This window comes from Brevibacillus brevis (assembly GCF_022026395.1).
Taxonomy (GTDB): Bacteria; Bacillota; Bacilli; order Brevibacillales; family Brevibacillaceae; genus Brevibacillus.
Map to the genome: position 1 here is coordinate 1,980,136 of NZ_CP041767.1, position 15,033 is coordinate 1,995,168.

16 protein-coding genes are annotated in these 15,033 nt (G+C 47.3%); 13 read left to right on the forward strand and 3 right to left on the reverse strand.

Annotation, left to right across the window (positions count from 1 at the left end):
• Window positions 1-92 precede the first annotated feature (92 nt).
• Window positions 93-1,121 carry a phosphotransferase gene (locus tag FO446_RS09745; protein WP_173608462.1) on the forward strand — a complete coding sequence of 343 codons (1,029 nt, stop codon included), beginning with the start codon at window positions 93-95 and terminating at the stop codon, window positions 1,119-1,121.
• A 55-nt stretch (window positions 1,122-1,176) separates the two neighbouring features.
• On the opposite strand, the gene FO446_RS09750 is transcribed toward FO446_RS09745, so the two are convergent.
• Window positions 1,177-3,165: a bifunctional 2',3'-cyclic-nucleotide 2'-phosphodiesterase/3'-nucleotidase gene (locus FO446_RS09750; protein WP_221868859.1), complete on the reverse strand. Its 1,989-nt coding sequence runs from the start codon at window positions 3,163-3,165 to the stop codon at window positions 1,177-1,179.
• Window positions 3,166-3,379: 214 nt separating this feature from the next.
• Between FO446_RS09750 and FO446_RS09755 the strand changes: the two genes are divergently transcribed.
• A complete protein-coding gene (locus FO446_RS09755; RefSeq protein ID WP_173608460.1) occupies window positions 3,380-3,952 on the forward strand; it encodes a BofC C-terminal domain-containing protein in 573 nt (190 codons plus the stop codon).
• A gap of 85 nt (window positions 3,953-4,037) precedes the next feature.
• Here FO446_RS09755 and FO446_RS09760 read toward each other — a convergent pair whose 3' ends face one another.
• Window positions 4,038-5,123, reverse strand: coding sequence for a hypothetical protein (locus FO446_RS09760; protein ID WP_221868860.1), 1,086 nt, complete (start codon window positions 5,121-5,123; stop codon window positions 4,038-4,040).
• Between the two features lie 132 nt (window positions 5,124-5,255).
• Between FO446_RS09760 and FO446_RS09765 the strand changes: the two genes are divergently transcribed.
• From FO446_RS09765 to yajC, 9 genes are all read left to right on the forward strand, one after another.
• The gene (locus FO446_RS09765) at window positions 5,256-5,447 is read left to right on the forward strand and encodes a hypothetical protein (RefSeq protein ID WP_173608458.1); all 192 of its coding nucleotides are present in this window, start codon (window positions 5,256-5,258) and stop codon (window positions 5,445-5,447) included.
• A gap of 143 nt (window positions 5,448-5,590) precedes the next feature.
• Complete coding sequence (gene ruvC, locus FO446_RS09770) at window positions 5,591-6,091, forward strand: crossover junction endodeoxyribonuclease RuvC (RefSeq protein WP_106656748.1); 501 nt, start codon at window positions 5,591-5,593, stop codon at window positions 6,089-6,091.
• Complete coding sequence (ruvA, locus tag FO446_RS09775) at window positions 6,088-6,705, forward strand: Holliday junction branch migration protein RuvA (RefSeq protein ID WP_047072771.1); 618 nt, start codon at window positions 6,088-6,090, stop codon at window positions 6,703-6,705. Before ruvC ends, ruvA begins: the two co-directional genes overlap by 4 nt.
• 4 nt (window positions 6,706-6,709) lie before the next feature.
• On the forward strand, window positions 6,710-7,708 hold the full coding sequence (ruvB, locus tag FO446_RS09780) for a Holliday junction branch migration DNA helicase RuvB (protein WP_012685582.1): 999 nt from the start codon (window positions 6,710-6,712) through the stop codon (window positions 7,706-7,708).
• Complete coding sequence (locus FO446_RS09785) at window positions 7,705-7,923, forward strand: DUF2905 domain-containing protein (protein ID WP_012685583.1); 219 nt, start codon at window positions 7,705-7,707, stop codon at window positions 7,921-7,923. The genes ruvB and FO446_RS09785 overlap by 4 nt, the downstream gene beginning before the upstream one ends.
• Before the next feature lie 160 nt (window positions 7,924-8,083).
• A complete protein-coding gene (locus tag FO446_RS09790) occupies window positions 8,084-10,018 on the forward strand; it encodes a SpoIID/LytB domain-containing protein (protein WP_237900520.1) in 1,935 nt (644 codons plus the stop codon).
• Window positions 10,019-10,061: 43 nt separating this feature from the next.
• Window positions 10,062-11,090 carry a tRNA preQ1(34) S-adenosylmethionine ribosyltransferase-isomerase QueA gene (gene queA, locus FO446_RS09795; RefSeq protein WP_237900522.1) on the forward strand — a complete coding sequence of 343 codons (1,029 nt, stop codon included), beginning with the start codon at window positions 10,062-10,064 and terminating at the stop codon, window positions 11,088-11,090.
• 117 nt (window positions 11,091-11,207) lie between these two features.
• Window positions 11,208-12,338 (forward strand): tRNA guanosine(34) transglycosylase Tgt, encoded by a 1,131-nt coding sequence (gene tgt / locus FO446_RS09800; RefSeq protein ID WP_012685587.1) that lies wholly within the window; start codon window positions 11,208-11,210, stop codon window positions 12,336-12,338.
• An 18-nt stretch (window positions 12,339-12,356) separates the two neighbouring features.
• Window positions 12,357-12,677: a preprotein translocase subunit YajC gene (gene yajC, locus FO446_RS09805; RefSeq protein WP_173608455.1), complete on the forward strand. Its 321-nt coding sequence runs from the start codon at window positions 12,357-12,359 to the stop codon at window positions 12,675-12,677.
• A 49-nt stretch (window positions 12,678-12,726) separates the two neighbouring features.
• On the opposite strand, the gene FO446_RS09810 is transcribed toward yajC, so the two are convergent.
• Window positions 12,727-13,143 carry a TIGR04086 family membrane protein gene (locus FO446_RS09810; protein ID WP_173608454.1) on the reverse strand — a complete coding sequence of 139 codons (417 nt, stop codon included), beginning with the start codon at window positions 13,141-13,143 and terminating at the stop codon, window positions 12,727-12,729.
• Window positions 13,144-13,273: 130 nt separating this feature from the next.
• Here FO446_RS09810 and corA point away from each other — a divergent pair, with 130 nt between their 5' ends.
• Window positions 13,274-14,251, forward strand: coding sequence for a magnesium/cobalt transporter CorA (gene corA / locus FO446_RS09815; protein WP_007717563.1), 978 nt, complete (start codon window positions 13,274-13,276; stop codon window positions 14,249-14,251).
• Between the two features lie 68 nt (window positions 14,252-14,319).
• Entirely contained in the window at window positions 14,320-15,033 is a 714-nt protein-coding gene (locus FO446_RS09820) for a DUF421 domain-containing protein (RefSeq protein ID WP_173608453.1), read from the forward strand.

Consider the following 15,033-nt stretch of genomic DNA (forward strand, 5'->3'; position numbering starts at 1 on the left):
TCCCCGTGTATGGCTTCCATGCCTGAACAAGGGGTTTGGCCGAACTGGGGAGATGGGCATGAAGAATCCTCTTCTTACTGAGAGGGTATGGGATGAACAAAGGAATCTTATCTACCATTGAAAAGGCTTTTCGCTGTCAAATCTACGGGGTGAAGCCGAAGCGAAACGTCAACCTGTTAAAAACAGACCGGGGGCATTGGATACTCAAAGGATATAAGCAGGTCGAAAAAGCTGTGTGGGTGACAGAGTTAGCAGATGCACTACATCAGAAGGGCTTTCATCATACGGTGCAATATGTGGCGAATCAGGAAGGGACCAAAATTTTTGCATTTGAAGACCGCCATTACACCATTATGAAAATGATTGATGGGCATGAAGCAGATAACGCTTCTCTTTTCGATGTTAAAAAAACAGCAGAGACATTGGCACGTTTTCATGTCGCAGCTCAGGGTTTTCCTATTGCTCATTCCTATGCGTATGAAGGAAAACCGCCTCTTTTAGATAAATGGGAGAGCCGCTTGGAATACTTTGAGCGTTTGATGTGGTCGATTGAACAGAAGGGACCCCAGAGCAAACTGGAGCAACTCATTTCCCAACAGGCAGATCATGTCCTTCGGGATGGCAAGGAGCTCCTGGAATCTGCCTACAAACTGCCTCTGACGCCAGAAATGTTTTTAGCCATGGAGAGGGGGACGCTCGCGCACAGAGACGTGGCGAGTCATAACTTTTTGCTTACGGAGCGAGGCAATTGCTATTTGATTGACCTTGATACAGTAGGTCATGATCTTCAGCTTGTTGACCTTGTACAATTGATGTCGCGGATGCTATTGATGCAAGAGTACCGCATGGATTCCTTTGTGGAAGCGATGGAAGCCTATAGTAATGTCAACTATTTATCTGATACGCAGATTTGGGCTGTTCATCAATTGCTTCGTTATCCGGATAATTTCTTGCGGGAGGTAACGGGCTTGTATAGTCAGCGCCCAGGTTACCACATGCGGGGTGTCATGCAACTGATCCAGATGGAAGGCAAAGTGATGGCGAATCGCCAACGCTTTTTAAACGACGGAGAACGAATTTTCTCGCGCTCTCCGTGGGGGCATTACCATTTTGTTGGATAGTCGGATAAAATAAAACATCCCTCTCGTAAGAGGGATGTTTGTGTTGTTGGCAAGCTTACTTGGAAGCAGGCTTGGACAAATCAATCGAGAATTTCGCAAATCCGGATTCCAATACGTTGATGAACTTGATATTGGACAATTTTTCAGCGAATGGTTTCGCGTCAGGAGAAGAAGTGAAGGTAACATTCAGCTTCGCATCTACTGGAGCAAAAGACCAGTTGTTGTCTGCTGCTGGGTCGATATTTTTTTGGTTCAGGATGTAGTCGATTACGATTTGACGGTTTTCATCTGGAGAATCGATTACGATGTTTTTGCCATCCAGACCCGGGAACGCACCGCCGCCGCTTGCACGGTAGTTGTTGGTTACGACGATGAATTTGTCTTCAGGTTTTACTGGTTTGCCGTTATAAGACAGGTTTTTGATGCGGTTTGCATCTTTGTTTGCTACTTTTCCATCTACAGCGTATTTGGATGGCTGTGTAACATCGATTTGATAAGTAACACCGTCGATGACATCAAAGTTGTACGTTGGGAAAGACTCGTTGATGAGTGGTTGCTCATCTGTTTTCTTCGCATCGATTTGGTTGAACTGTCCAGCGGAGCGCTCCAACCATTCTTTCACCGTAGCTCCATCAACCAGAACCGCTTTCAGTGTGTTCGGGTAGATGTACAGGTCAGATACGTTTTTGATGGCGATTGTACCAGCTGGGATATTGGAGTAGTAGCTTACTCCGTTGCGGCCGCCTGCTTTAAATGGTGCACCAGCAGACAGAACTGGAATGCCTTCGTATTCTGTACCCTTCACGTTTTTCTCAACAAACCATTTTTGTGCATTGGTTACGATTTGGATAGATGGGTCATCTTGTACGAGTGCAAAGTAGCTGAAGATCGGGGAAGATGTTTTCCCTACAGCGGAGCGAACCCATTCAACCGTTTTATCGTGATCTTCTTTTACTGCTTCTACGATAGCTTTGTCTGCGTCAGCCAAGGATGCTTTGTTTGCTTTGTCATAGATCGGAACTACTTTTGTAGCAGAATCAGCCACTTTCCATTTTCCGTTTTCTTGTTTCAGCGTCAGGTCGATCACGCCGAGGTGGTTACCCCAGAAGCCAGGCATAACGGCTGGTTTACCGTTGAGCGTTCCTTTTTCTGCATCAATGCCTGGAATTTTATCGAATCCAGGGCCTGGGAATACGGAGTGGGAGTGTCCGAACAGAATCGCATCGATGCCATCTACTTTGCTCAGCTGGTAGCTAGCGTTCTCCAATTGAGGACCACCCTCGATAGGGCCAATTCCGGAGTGAGGAACTGCGATGATGATATCCGCACCTTTTTTCTTCATTTCAGGTACGAATTTGTTGGCAGTTTCCACGATGTCCTTCGCGATTACTTTTCCTTCTAGGTTAGCCTTGTCCCATTGCATAATTTGTGGTGGAACAAAACCGATTACACCTACTTTGAGTTTTACATCTTTGCCGTTCTCATCTTTAAAAGTACGCTCCAGGATTTCGTAAGGAGTGAACATGTTTTTGTCATTGTCAGGGTTTTTGTCCTTGTCGTCTACATAGACGTTGGAGTTTATGTAAGGGAATTTCGCACCTTTCAAGCTGGTGTCCAAGAACTCCAAACCAAAGTTGAACTCGTGGTTACCGATATTGGCAACATCATAGTCCATCAGGTTCATTGCTTTGTAAGCAGGGTGAGTATCTCCAGCTTTCAACGGGTCGATTTTTGCCACGTAGTCGCCCAATGGGTTTCCTTGCAACAAGTCACCGTTGTCGATCAGGATGCTGTTTTTCGCTTCTTCTCTTGCTTTTTTGACCAATGTCGCTGTTTTTGCGAGGCCAAACTCGTCTGTGTTTTTGTCTTGGTAGTAGTCATAGTTAACGATGTTGGTGTGGATATCTGTCGTTTCCAGCAGGCGAAGCTTGAGGACAGAACCTGTTTGCGCGCTTACAGGAGTAAGAGGAAAAGAGAGTGCGCCAACAATCAAAGAAGTGCTGAGGAGAAAAGCGGTCAGCATTTTTTTGTTCGTTTTTTTCATGTTTGAAATGACCTCCATAAGTTTACAATAATGCCAAGCAAAAATAGTTTATCATTAGATTCAAAGGCTGGATAGATGGCGAGATGAAATAGTATGTTAATTTTTTGTATTGACAAAAATAAAAAAATATAACGTCAATCCCTCTTTAGTCGCGTATGTCCCTGTTTCTTTGTGGCAATGATAGGAAGAAAAGCCTATGAAGAAGGGGTTCTAAGTGACTGAGAACAAAAAGTGGATGGTATACGCGACGTGGGGTGTAGCTTTAGCTACAGGCGTCGTAGTCGGTATCCTGTTCGTGGGTAATGACGGAAACGATTCAAGTCTTGCGCGTTTACTAAACCATACAGGCAATGCAGATGTAGTTGCGAGTCCGTCGTACGAGTTGGTTTTAGCTCGCCATTATTTGTGTGGAGTGCGAGATGAAGAGCATGTATCCGTTCGTACCAATCAACTGGCAGACGTCATGGGCAACTATAGTGGATGGGAAATTGTACAAGCAGAACCTGTCAAGTTGACCTTAATGAAGCGAGAGCAGGATATTGCGCCAGCGTGCAAAGAGAATGGACATATCGGAATAGCTGCGGACGGCATGCTTACCCTGTTTCATGGTCTGCCTGCTGAACAAGATGTCGTGCAAACTTTTTATCGAATCGATACTGCGAAAATGGAAGCGAGTCTGCCAAAAGAGGAATGGGAGAATCTGAAACGAGGGATTCGCATTCGGAATTTGGCAGAGTATAACAGTGTATTGTCCACCTATGGCGAATACCAATGGAGTGGCCAATGAAAACAGGTGGACCAAAAGAAATCCCTTTCGAGCCTTTCGTGTAACAAACACGGATTGTACTGGAAAGGGATTTTTATTTTCATTGCTATGGATTCAGTTCAACCCCTATGATTTGCCAGCGTTCCCCCGGGACTTCGCGGCGCAAAAGAAACTTCCATGTTCGTCGAAAATTCCCGCCTTCACGGGCGATGTACGCGAGTCGAACAGGAACCTCTAGCAAGAGAGGACCACGTTCGTCTGAGGGGATGACAATTTCAGAGGTTCGCACAGACTCGATCGCGGACAGTCCTTCTGGAAGTGTGAAGCCATCTGTTGTCATTCGCATCGCATGAGTGTCATGTTCATGCAAAGCGGTGAGGAAGTAGCCGACCAATTCTTCAGGAGACGCCCCTTTTAGTGTAGTGGCAAGTGCTCCCGAGGCTTTGAGAATCATCATGCTGTGACTAGGATCGGGTTCTGAGCGTCGATGGGTAGAACTGCCAAAAAAGTGGATGCAAAAATGCCCCGGAAATTCATTTCCTTTAATCGCACCAGCGCCATGAGGCATTCCGTGCATGGATGCTGCAAAATAAGTACCGTCTACCTCTACCAGAATGGCTCTGCGCTTCCATGACCATTTTCCCTGATAAATGTTTTTCATAATTTGTGTATCCTTGCGCGTCAAGGGTTGAACATCGGCATGGCGACTACCTGCTCTGCGCTGGACATCAAAACGTAGTCCTGTTTCTAAATCAATTACGGTACCGAACTCCATCCGCTTTAACGTTTTTTTCACCTGCTCCCAAGGAATGGCTTGTGCAAAATGGACTGCCTCTACTGACTTGACCATTTCTTCGATCCGCTGGCGAACATCGTGTGCCAACACATAGCGACGAGGCATTTTTTTTTCATAAAGCTGGCCGTCGTGATCATATACATACGTTCGTTTTTTTACGGTCAATGTAGCACGTACCCAGTGCGGGTTATAGGAGGCGACTTCGGTAGCAGAACTCAATATCCGCTTCGCAAATTGCTTTTGATCACGGAAGGACATGGTCGTTTGGAAGGAGGAATCGGGTGACACTGAAACGGTGACCGTGATGTCATTCTTGACTTTGGCAAGCGTAGAGTGCGGCATGGATAGCGCGATTGCGAAAAAGCATATACAAAAAATAAGGACTTTGCTGCGCAAGAACCAACACCTCCACAACTTATCGTTTCAACAATAGGTTTGGCTCATGTGGCGTAAATCTTGGTATCATAACGCCCTTGCGCTTACGCCATACTGATTTCATACGGTGATCGAAGGAGGAGTCTTTAGACCATGTCTACCATGCCTAGAGGTAGCTACAAAGACCAGTTCCATCAGCGTTTGTACGTTCAGTTGAACCAAGGACACAACAAGCTCAATTACCAACAGATCAACAAGATCAAAGAGCACATGCAGAGTGGTGTAGACGAATATGCCCACATGCAGCATGATGTGTCGGATTCACTCGGAATGAACAGACACTAACAGACGCCGTATAACCCGTTCCTTTTATAGGGAGCGGGTTTTTATATATTTTGAACTTGGATACAAAATGGAAATACACGTTCGCTTTTTGGGTGCTTTGTGTTACAGTAGAGAGTAGAATCTTTGCTCACGGAGAGTGGACTATGCGCATTTTAGGAATTGACCCTGGCATTGCGATTGTTGGCTTCGGGGTCGTGGATAAAGAGGGCAGCCAATTGCGTCCCGTCCAATATGGAAGCATTCAGACAGAAGCAGGATTGCCAGTGCCGCTTAGATTAAAACAGATTTTTGAGGCAATGCAGAGCCTTCTGGAAACATATCGTCCCGATGAAATGTCTGTCGAAAAGCTTTTCTTTAATAAAAACGTGACGACGGCATTTACAGTTGGTCAAGCCCGAGGAGTTATTTTGCTTGCGGCAGAGCTGGCTGGTGTGCCGGTCTATGAATACACCCCGATGCAGGTCAAGCAAGCTGTGACTGGATACGGGGGAGCAGAGAAGAAACAAATACAGGAAATGACGAAGCTCCTATTGCGGTTAAAAGAAGTGCCAAAGCCTGACGACGTGGCGGACGCATTGGGCATTGCGATTACGCACGCACAGTTTCGCGCGTTCATTTCCATTTCGGAAGGGGTCAAGAAATGATTGATTTTGTAGAAGGTACACTTAGTTATCTCGATTCGGAATACATAGTTCTCGAAACCGGCGGAATTGGTTATCGACTGTTTTGCCCAAACCCGTACCAATTCGTTCGGTATGAAGGCAGCAAAACCAAATTGTTTACCCACCATCACGTTCGGGAGGATGCAATCTTGTTGTATGGCTTCGCTACCCGTGACGAACGCGATTTGTTCCGCAAACTGCTTGATGTTAGCGGAATCGGTCCAAAGGGTGGATTAGCTATTCTGGCTGCGGCGACGCCTGAGCAGCTGGTGATGGCGGTTCAACAGGAGAATGTTACCTATTTGACGAAATTTCCGGGGATTGGGAAAAAGACGGCCCAGCGCATTATCCTCGATTTGAAGGATAAATTGGTAGGGTACACACCATCTGCGATTTTGACTGTTGCAGCGGGTGATTTGACAGCAGGCGAACAAGCTGTGTCTGCACTGAACGAAGCACTCGATGCGTTGACTGCACTGGGTTACTCTGATGGTGAACTGCAAAAAATCAGAAACACGCTGTCTGAGAAATCAAAAGAGGGCGATGGTGTAGAAAAGCTCATCAAACAAGGGCTTGCGTTGCTCATGAGGGGGTAGGATTTTGGATTCTCGGATCATCACGACGCATATGAATTGGGAAGAAGATGCGGCGGAGCTGAGCCTCCGTCCTCGTTATTTAAACGAATACATCGGTCAGCAGCATGTGAAGGAAAACTTGAAAATCTTTATTGAAGCGGCCAAGATGCGGAAAGAGTCATTGGATCACGTACTGCTGTACGGTCCGCCTGGACTAGGGAAGACGACTTTGTCGCAAATTATTGCAAATGAGCTGGGTGTGAATATCCGAACGACGTCTGGTCCGGCAATTGAGCGCCCCGGTGATTTAGCCGCGATTTTGACGAATTTGCAAGAAGGCGACGTCCTGTTTATTGACGAGATTCACAGGCTCAACCGAAGTGTCGAGGAAGTTTTGTATCCGGCTATGGAGGATTTTGCGCTGGACATCATTATCGGTAAAGGGCCAAGTGCTCGCAGTGTCCGTTTGGATTTGCCGCCATTTACACTGGTCGGGGCTACGACGCGGGCTGGCATGCTGTCCGCGCCGCTTAGAGATCGCTTTGGGGTCGTTAATCGCCTGGAGTTTTATACAGTCCCGGAACTGACCTTTATCGTTTCACGGGCAGCCGACATCCTGCAGGTCGTCATTCGAGAGGGCGGGGCAGAGGAGATTGCCAGACGTTCACGTGGAACACCCCGGGTGGCAAACCGTTTGCTGAAGCGGGTCCGCGATTTTGCCCAGGTAAAAGGCGAAGGCGTCATTACGACAGAGATTGCCAAGGAAGCGCTGGAAAGATTGCAAGTGGATGCCTGCGGTCTCGATCATATCGACCACAAGCTGTTGCTAGCGATTATTGATCGCTTTGACGGTGGACCGGTTGGACTGGATACGATTGCAGCAACAATCGGAGAAGAGTCACAAACGGTGGAAGATGTTTGCGAGCCATACCTCATGCAGATTGGCTTTATGCAGCGGACGCCGCGGGGGCGGGTTCTTACCCCAAGTGCGTACCAACACTTTGGTCGGGAGATGAAATCGTGAATCCTGTAGCCAAGCTACTCATTATTGGTGGTGCTGCTTTAATCGTAATCGGTCTTTTGTGGCAGGTAGGTGGCAGATTTTTGCCGCTGGGGCGCTTGCCCGGAGATATCGTGGTAGAAAAGGAAAACGTCAAGTTCTACTTTCCGATCGTGACTTGTATTGTGATTAGCATCGTCCTGTCTCTTGGTATGTATTTATTCCGGCTGTTCAAATAGGGGAAATGTGAAGACCATCGGAGCTCATTGTTCCGGTGGTTTTTTTGCGTGCGGGCGTTTGGTCCCATTTTACGAAAAAGGCAGGAGATCAGCCTGCGATTGTCGAAAAACAGTGGGAAGACATGCCAATTTTTGTTGTAAATCAGGTGAAGAAAGGACAATGGACGACATGAGAAAGAAATGGATGGGGAAAGTCCTTTCGGTGGGCCTGCTGTCAGTAGTTCTCGTAGGAGGACATGTACCAGCGCAGGCAGCCGGCGACAATATCAGAGTTGCGCTTTTTGTGGATACAGGGCAAGGCTATCGGGGAGTAGTTCCTTCCATTACGCTGACTGCCGAAAATGGAATGGATGTCGTGCTCAATGGACCCGAAGGCAAGACAGATTTACCCGAATTAAAGGGAGATGCAGCTCGTTACCGGGTTGATGAATATCATCTGATCGTTGCCGAAACAGGTGACTGGAATCGCGCACAACAGATTGCACAGCAAATGAGTCAACGAAAATACGAAGGCTCAATCCAGGTGGCTAATCGTAACGGTCAGACCGTCTATCAGGTTGTAAGCGGAACGTATGACACGTATCAGGCTGCTGCAAATCAGGCAAAAACAGTTGCCCAAGCAATCGGGCAGAATCCGCTGGTAAAAGGTCCGCATCGACTCGAAGCGGGTACATTCAAAAGCTTAAAGGAAGCACAAGAATGGCAAGCGTCATTTGAAGCAGCAGGTATTCCTGCTTACCCCGTGATGGTATCCGATGGGGATAAAGTCAAATATGCGGTTTGGATCGGTGACGAGGTTAGCCCTGATGCCGTGAAAGAATTGAAACGAAGAGCAAACGCTGCATTTCCCTCTTTCTCCTATCAGGAGCCAGACAGCCAATCTTATGTTATATTGAAGCAGGATGTATACGGATCACCAGATGAAGTGATTTGGAAGTACGTTTTCTCCCCTCAAGTTAAGCTGACAGTTGAAGCGAATAAAGCAGGCGATGAATCGGTGATAGGCGTTGTGGAACGAGAGCAGCGTACATATCGCGGTGAGATGGAACTGTCGGAATACAATGGTCACTTGACACTAGTAAATGAGCTTCCAATGGAAGAGTATCTGTATGGTGTCGTTGGCTCTGAAATGGCTCCAGGCTGGCCGTTGGAAGCATTGAAAACGCAGGCCGTCCTTTCGAGAACTCGTGCTGTGTGGCAAGGCAATAAGTATGGAGTTGCCAATGTGTCTGATACGGTTTTCGAACAGGCATATTATGGTTATACAAAAGAGTCTGATGATGTGCGTGAGGCCGTCGACGAGACTGAAGGCGAAATCATTTACTACCAAGGCAAACCTGCTGAGTCGCTCTTCTATTCCAATGCAGGCGGTATGACAGCGGACGGCACAGAAGTATGGGGCAATCCCGTTCCTTATTTGCGATCTGTCGAGAGTAAAGACACCTATCCAATGGACAATGCAAGCGTATGGTATAAGGTGGCTTTGGCAGATGGCACGCTCGGCTATGTAAGAAATGATCTGGTAACCGAAACGGGCCAAAGCAATTCAGCGGGCCAAAGAATCGCGGTCATTTCGACCGAGAATACCAATTTGCGCTCAGGTCCAAGTACAACGACACAACGTGTGTGGTCTGTACTCCCTACTGGCGCAGAGGTTACGATCCTTTCAGAAGTAAAAGAAGAAAATGCGTATTCGTGGACGCGCGGTCCATTTACCTCTACAGAGATCGCAGCCATGATCAACGCCGCGCATGACAAGAACAAAGCTCCACGCATTTCGGGAAACGTAACGAGCCTGAAAGTGACAGAGCGCGGTCCATCTGGACGTGTGATCGCGATGGAAGCAAACGGGATGCCAATCGTCGTCTCTTCACCGGATGCTTTGCGTTCTGTTTTTCAACAAGGTGGCTCCCCTCTGCGCAGCACGAAGTTTGAAGTAGAAAAAATCAATGGTTCGCAGTTCATCTTCCGTGGTACTGGCTTTGGACACGGACTTGGTGTTTCGCAATACGGAGCACGTGCGATGGCAGAGGAAGGGTATGACTACAAGGATATCTTGCAACACTACTACCAGGATGTGACAATCGAAAAGTAAGTCGTTTGCCACAAGATCTACCGCAAAAAGGAGTAACGATTTCGTGGACGTGCAACAATTTGATTTTGATTTACCAGAGCATTTGATCGCCCAGCACCCGCTAGAAGACCGAACTTCATCGAGATTGCTCGTGTTAGAGAAACAAACAGGCAATATCGTTCATCAGAAATTTACCAATTTAATCGATCATCTCCAAGCAGGGGACGTACTCGTCATGAATGACAGCCGCGTTTTGCCTGCCAGATTGATTGGTGAAAAGGCTGAGACTGGTGCGAAAATAGAAATCCTTTTGTTAAAATCACTTGGTGACGATCGCTGGGAGACGCTGGTGAAGCCCGGTAAGCGGATGAAGCAGGGGACAGAAGTGGTTTTTGGTAACGGTCTTTTGCGTTGTGTTTGTGAAGACGTGACAGAGACAGGTGGACGAATCGTGCGCTTTGTGTACGAGGGTATTTTTTACGAGATTCTCGACCAATTAGGCTCGATGCCTTTGCCACCGTATATTCACGCGCAACTGGAGGACAGTGAACGTTACCAGACAGTCTATGCGAAGGAGCGCGGTTCAGCAGCAGCTCCGACAGCCGGGCTTCATTTCACGAAGCCGTACTTGGAGCAAATCGCTGCCAAAGGAGTACAGCTGGCTTATGTAACACTGCATGTTGGACTTGGGACTTTTCGCCCTGTATCAGCGGATTCCGTGGAAGAGCATGTTATGCATGCGGAGTACTATCAGATTCCCGAGGACACAGTAGAGCTGGTGAACCAGGCAAAAGTAGAAGGTAGAAGAGTAATCGCTGTCGGGACGACCTCCTGCCGAACATTGGAGACAGTAGGGCGCGCGAATGGAGGAAAGCTGGTGGCAACCTCTGGTTGGACGGATATTTTCATTTATCCGGGTTACACGTTTTCCATCCTGGACGGGCTACTGACAAACTTCCACTTGCCGAAGTCTACGCTCGTTATGCTAGTGAGTGCTTTGGCTGGAAAAGAGAATGTGATGCGTGCTTACAAAACCGCTGTGGAAGAGGAGTATCGTTTCTTCAGTTTTGGCGATGCGATGCTAATTTTATAAAAATGTGAACAACCCACCTGTATAAGTGTATACTTATTAGTCAGGTGGGTTTACTTCACCCAGAAGTTTTTCTATAATAGGTAAGACTTACATACATAGCTTGAGGAGTGCAAAGATTTGGCTGTACGCTACGAGTTAATCAAAACATGCAAGCAAACTGGTGCACGTCTCGGTAAGCTACATACACCTCATGGGACGATTGACACCCCTGTCTTTATGCCTGTCGGTACACAAGCGACAGTAAAGACGATGAGCCCCGAGGAGTTAAAAGCGATTGGTGCGGGCATCATCCTCAGTAATACGTACCATTTGTTTCTTCGTCCAGGGCATGAAATTGTTCGCGAGGCAGGCGGACTGCACGGCTTTATGAATTGGGACCGTGCCATTCTGACTGATTCCGGCGGTTTTCAAGTATTTAGCCTTAGTAACCTCCGCAAGATCACGGAGGAAGGAGTATCCTTCCGTTCCCACCTAAACGGAGAGAAGCTGTTTATTGGTCCTGAAGAGGCTACACAGATTCAAAACGCGTTGGGTGCCGATATTTTCATGGCATTCGATGAGTGTGCTCCTTATCCTGCGGAGTACGATTACGTAAAAAAATCAATGGAGCGAACAACCCGCTGGGCAGAGCGTTGTCTGAAGGCGCATACTCGTCCAAACGAACAAGCGCTGTTTGGTATCGTTCAAGGTGGAATGTTCAACGATTTGCGCGCACAAAGTGCACGAGATCTCGTTTCCATGGATTTCCCAGGATACGCGATTGGCGGTTTGAGCGTGGGAGAACCGTTTCCTTTGATGTACGAAGTGCTGGAGCATACTGTTCCACTGCTTCCAACAAGCAAAGCCCGCTATTTGATGGGGGTTGGTTCACCAGATGCTCTTATCGAAGGAGCGATCCGAGGCATCGACATGTTTGATTGTGTGTTGCCGACAAGAATCGCCCGCAATGGGACATGCATGACAAGCCAGGGAAGACTGGTCATCCGCAATGCAAAATACGCGCGCGACTTTACCCCGCTTGATCCAAATTGCGATTGCTACACCTGCAAAAATTACACACGTGCTTACATCCGACACCTGGTCAAGTCGGAGGAAACCTTTGGCATCCGATTAACTACCTACCACAACCTGCACTTCTTGGTGAAGTTAATGGAGCAGGTGCGTCAGGCGATTGCCGAAGACCGCTTGCAAGATTTCCGCGACCAGTTTTTCGCTCAATATGGATTGGGTGAAGATAGATCTTTTTAATCGAGGGGGATTTTTTTCATGGATGGCTTGACTCAGTTTTTACCGATTATCATCATGTTTGCGATTTTTTACTTCTTGCTGATTCGTCCGCAACAAAAGAAGGCAAAACAACGCAACGCTATGCTTGCTGCTCTGAAAAAAGGCGACAAGATCGTAACAATCGGTGGAGTGCATGGAACGATCCAAGAACTGTCTGATGATACAGTTACGTTGCGTATTGCTCACAACGTAAACGTTACTTTTGATCGTGGAGCGATCAACAATGTAGTTTCTTCCAGCAACGAACCTGCGAAGAGTGAACCAGCGAAGAGCGAAGAGACAAAAGAAGAATCCAAATAATACATGCGAAAAGCAGGTGGGTGATCCACCTGCTTTTTTCTGTCTTGTTTTAGCGGCGAGGCTTGATAATTTTAGGTTTACTGCCTTTGTGCTTGTTGTTGGAATTGGCCGAATTCACGCCGAGAATCCCACCTAACGCGGCCACTCCAAAAGCGCCGAACAAGAACAGGAAGATCCCCCATTGCATTGGTGCGTCAAAGCCGAGGAAGCCGATCAAGAGGATGAAGAGGAAGTATGTGAGTCCGGTAAGTCCGCCGTAATACCAGCCCTTGCCGCCACAACGTCGTCCTGTAACGAATCCCCCAATCAAGAGGGCGATGGCATTGATCACGTACGTAAAATAGGGCAGCGTGCCTTCCCGTATCGAGGTAAAGCTAAGAAGCAGGGTCGCGAGCAACGCTCCAATTAAAACTAGACATGTCGTATACAAGAGACCGGTCAGTACAGATGTGGATGCACTTCGCACGGTATGTACCCCCTTATTGGAAGTGTTTGTACATCTATATGAGAGGCTTGGCTCACGTATTCATCTTCGCGTTGAACATTGATAGGAATTTTCGTATGATGGATGGGGAACGAGACGGGGGTGAGGAAGATTGATCAAAACGTACTTTTATAACCACTCTGAACAGAAGATGTTTCACGACGTTGATCTGGCAACGAAAGATCAATGGCTGAAATCACCAGAGGATTTGCTCTGGATCGATCTGTATGATGTGGGAAACAATGAACTGCCCTATATTGCCAAGATTTTCGACTTTCACCCGCTGGCAATTGAGGACTGCCTGCACGTCAGTCCACGTGCCAAGGTAGACAAGTACGATGACTACTATTTCTTCGTTTTTCACGCCCTGCGTTACAATGAAGAAAGCGATGACGAGATTACAACGGTAGAACTGAACGTTTTTCTCGGCCCTAACTACATCGTTACGATCCACAAGTCTCCGATGAATACCATCGGTCGGATCGCTGCCATGTGTCACCGCAACATTTCTTACTTGAACAGAGGTCCCGACTATTTGCTGTATGCCATAGTAGACGGGATTACCGATGAATACTTTCCCATTATTGATCGGATTAGTGTGCGGATTGACGAGCTGGAGGACGAGATTTATGAACATCAGATGGAGGAAATTACCGAAGAGTTCCTGGCGCTGAAGCGAACAATTATTTTAATCAGGCGTGTGATTATGCCGCAAAAAAGAATTTTCGCGAACGTCAATGGCCGTTACTCCTTCGATATTTCCGAGGAAAACGTTCCGTTCTACACCGACCTAACAGACCACTTGGAGCGGATTTCGGATTCAACGGAAACCTTCCGTGATCTGGTAAACGGTGCGTTGGATACGTACTACACCATCATTAGCGCCAAAACAACGGAGACGATGCGAGTTCTTACCATCATCTCCACGATCATCCTACCGTTGACATTTATCACCGGACTGTTCGGGATGAATACTTTCGCATGGCTGGGAGAAGAAGCAGAACCTTATATGCTGATCGTGGCACTCGTGATTATGCTAGCCATGACGTTTGCCATGCTTCACATTTTCCGCAAGCGAAAGTGGCTGTAATTGGTGCTAATACTTTCCCTGCCCCCTGTTGAACACTACTATCAAATGTTCTTTGGGGGGCAGCGTAAGTGGATAATATTACTATGGTGTTACTTCGCACCCTTTTCTCGTATTTTTTCCTCCTGATTTTAGTGCGGTTAATGGGAAAGCGGGAATTGGGAAAGCTGTCCGTTTTTGATGTGGTCATCTCGATCATGCTTGCAGAAATGGCTGCACTGGCGATTGAGGATGTCGATAAGCCTGCTCTTCGGTTTTATTTGCCGATGCTGTTGATTGCCTTGTTGGAAGTCGCCTTCGCTTATCTGTCATTAAAGAGCAAGAAATTCCGCGATACAGTGGACGGCTCTGCCGATTTGATTATAGAAAATGGGCAAATCAGGGAACATGCGATGCGTCGCAATCGCTTGAACATGGATGATTTGATGGTACATCTGCGGCAAAAAGACGTAAAAAACATTGCGGATGTTGAATTTGCGCTGTTGGAGCCAACTGGACAGATGAGTGTGTTTTTAAAGGAGCAAAAAGAAAAGGTCTCGAGGGAAGATCTCGCGTTGATGGAGAAGCCACAGGTCGGTCTTGTCTCGTACAAAGGTCTGCCCATCCCGCTGATTCTCGATGGAAAGGTGAGAACGGAGGCCTTGAACAAGATCGGACAAAACGAGCTTTGGCTCAAACGAGAAATCCGGAAATACGGAATCAAAGACATTCGAGAGGTGTCTTTTTGCAGCATTGACGAGCGTGGCATCATGTATTTGGACAAAAAAGACAAGCCGCAGCAATAA

Excerpts from the sequence above, each read along its gene's own strand:
- FO446_RS09745 (WP_173608462.1), top strand. The coding sequence starts at position 93 with ATGAACAAAGGAATCTTATCTACCATTGAAAAGGCTTTTCGCTGTCAA.
- FO446_RS09750 (WP_221868859.1), bottom strand. The coding sequence starts at position 3,165 with ATGAAAAAAACGAACAAAAAAATGCTGACCGCTTTTCTCCTCAGCACT.
- FO446_RS09765 (WP_173608458.1), top strand. The coding sequence starts at position 5,256 with ATGTCTACCATGCCTAGAGGTAGCTACAAAGACCAGTTCCATCAGCGT.
- ruvC (WP_106656748.1), top strand. The coding sequence starts at position 5,591 with ATGCGCATTTTAGGAATTGACCCTGGCATTGCGATTGTTGGCTTCGGG.
- ruvA (WP_047072771.1), top strand. The coding sequence starts at position 6,088 with ATGATTGATTTTGTAGAAGGTACACTTAGTTATCTCGATTCGGAATAC.
- FO446_RS09790 (WP_237900520.1), top strand. The coding sequence starts at position 8,084 with ATGGACGACATGAGAAAGAAATGGATGGGGAAAGTCCTTTCGGTGGGC.
- yajC (WP_173608455.1), top strand. The coding sequence starts at position 12,357 with ATGGATGGCTTGACTCAGTTTTTACCGATTATCATCATGTTTGCGATT.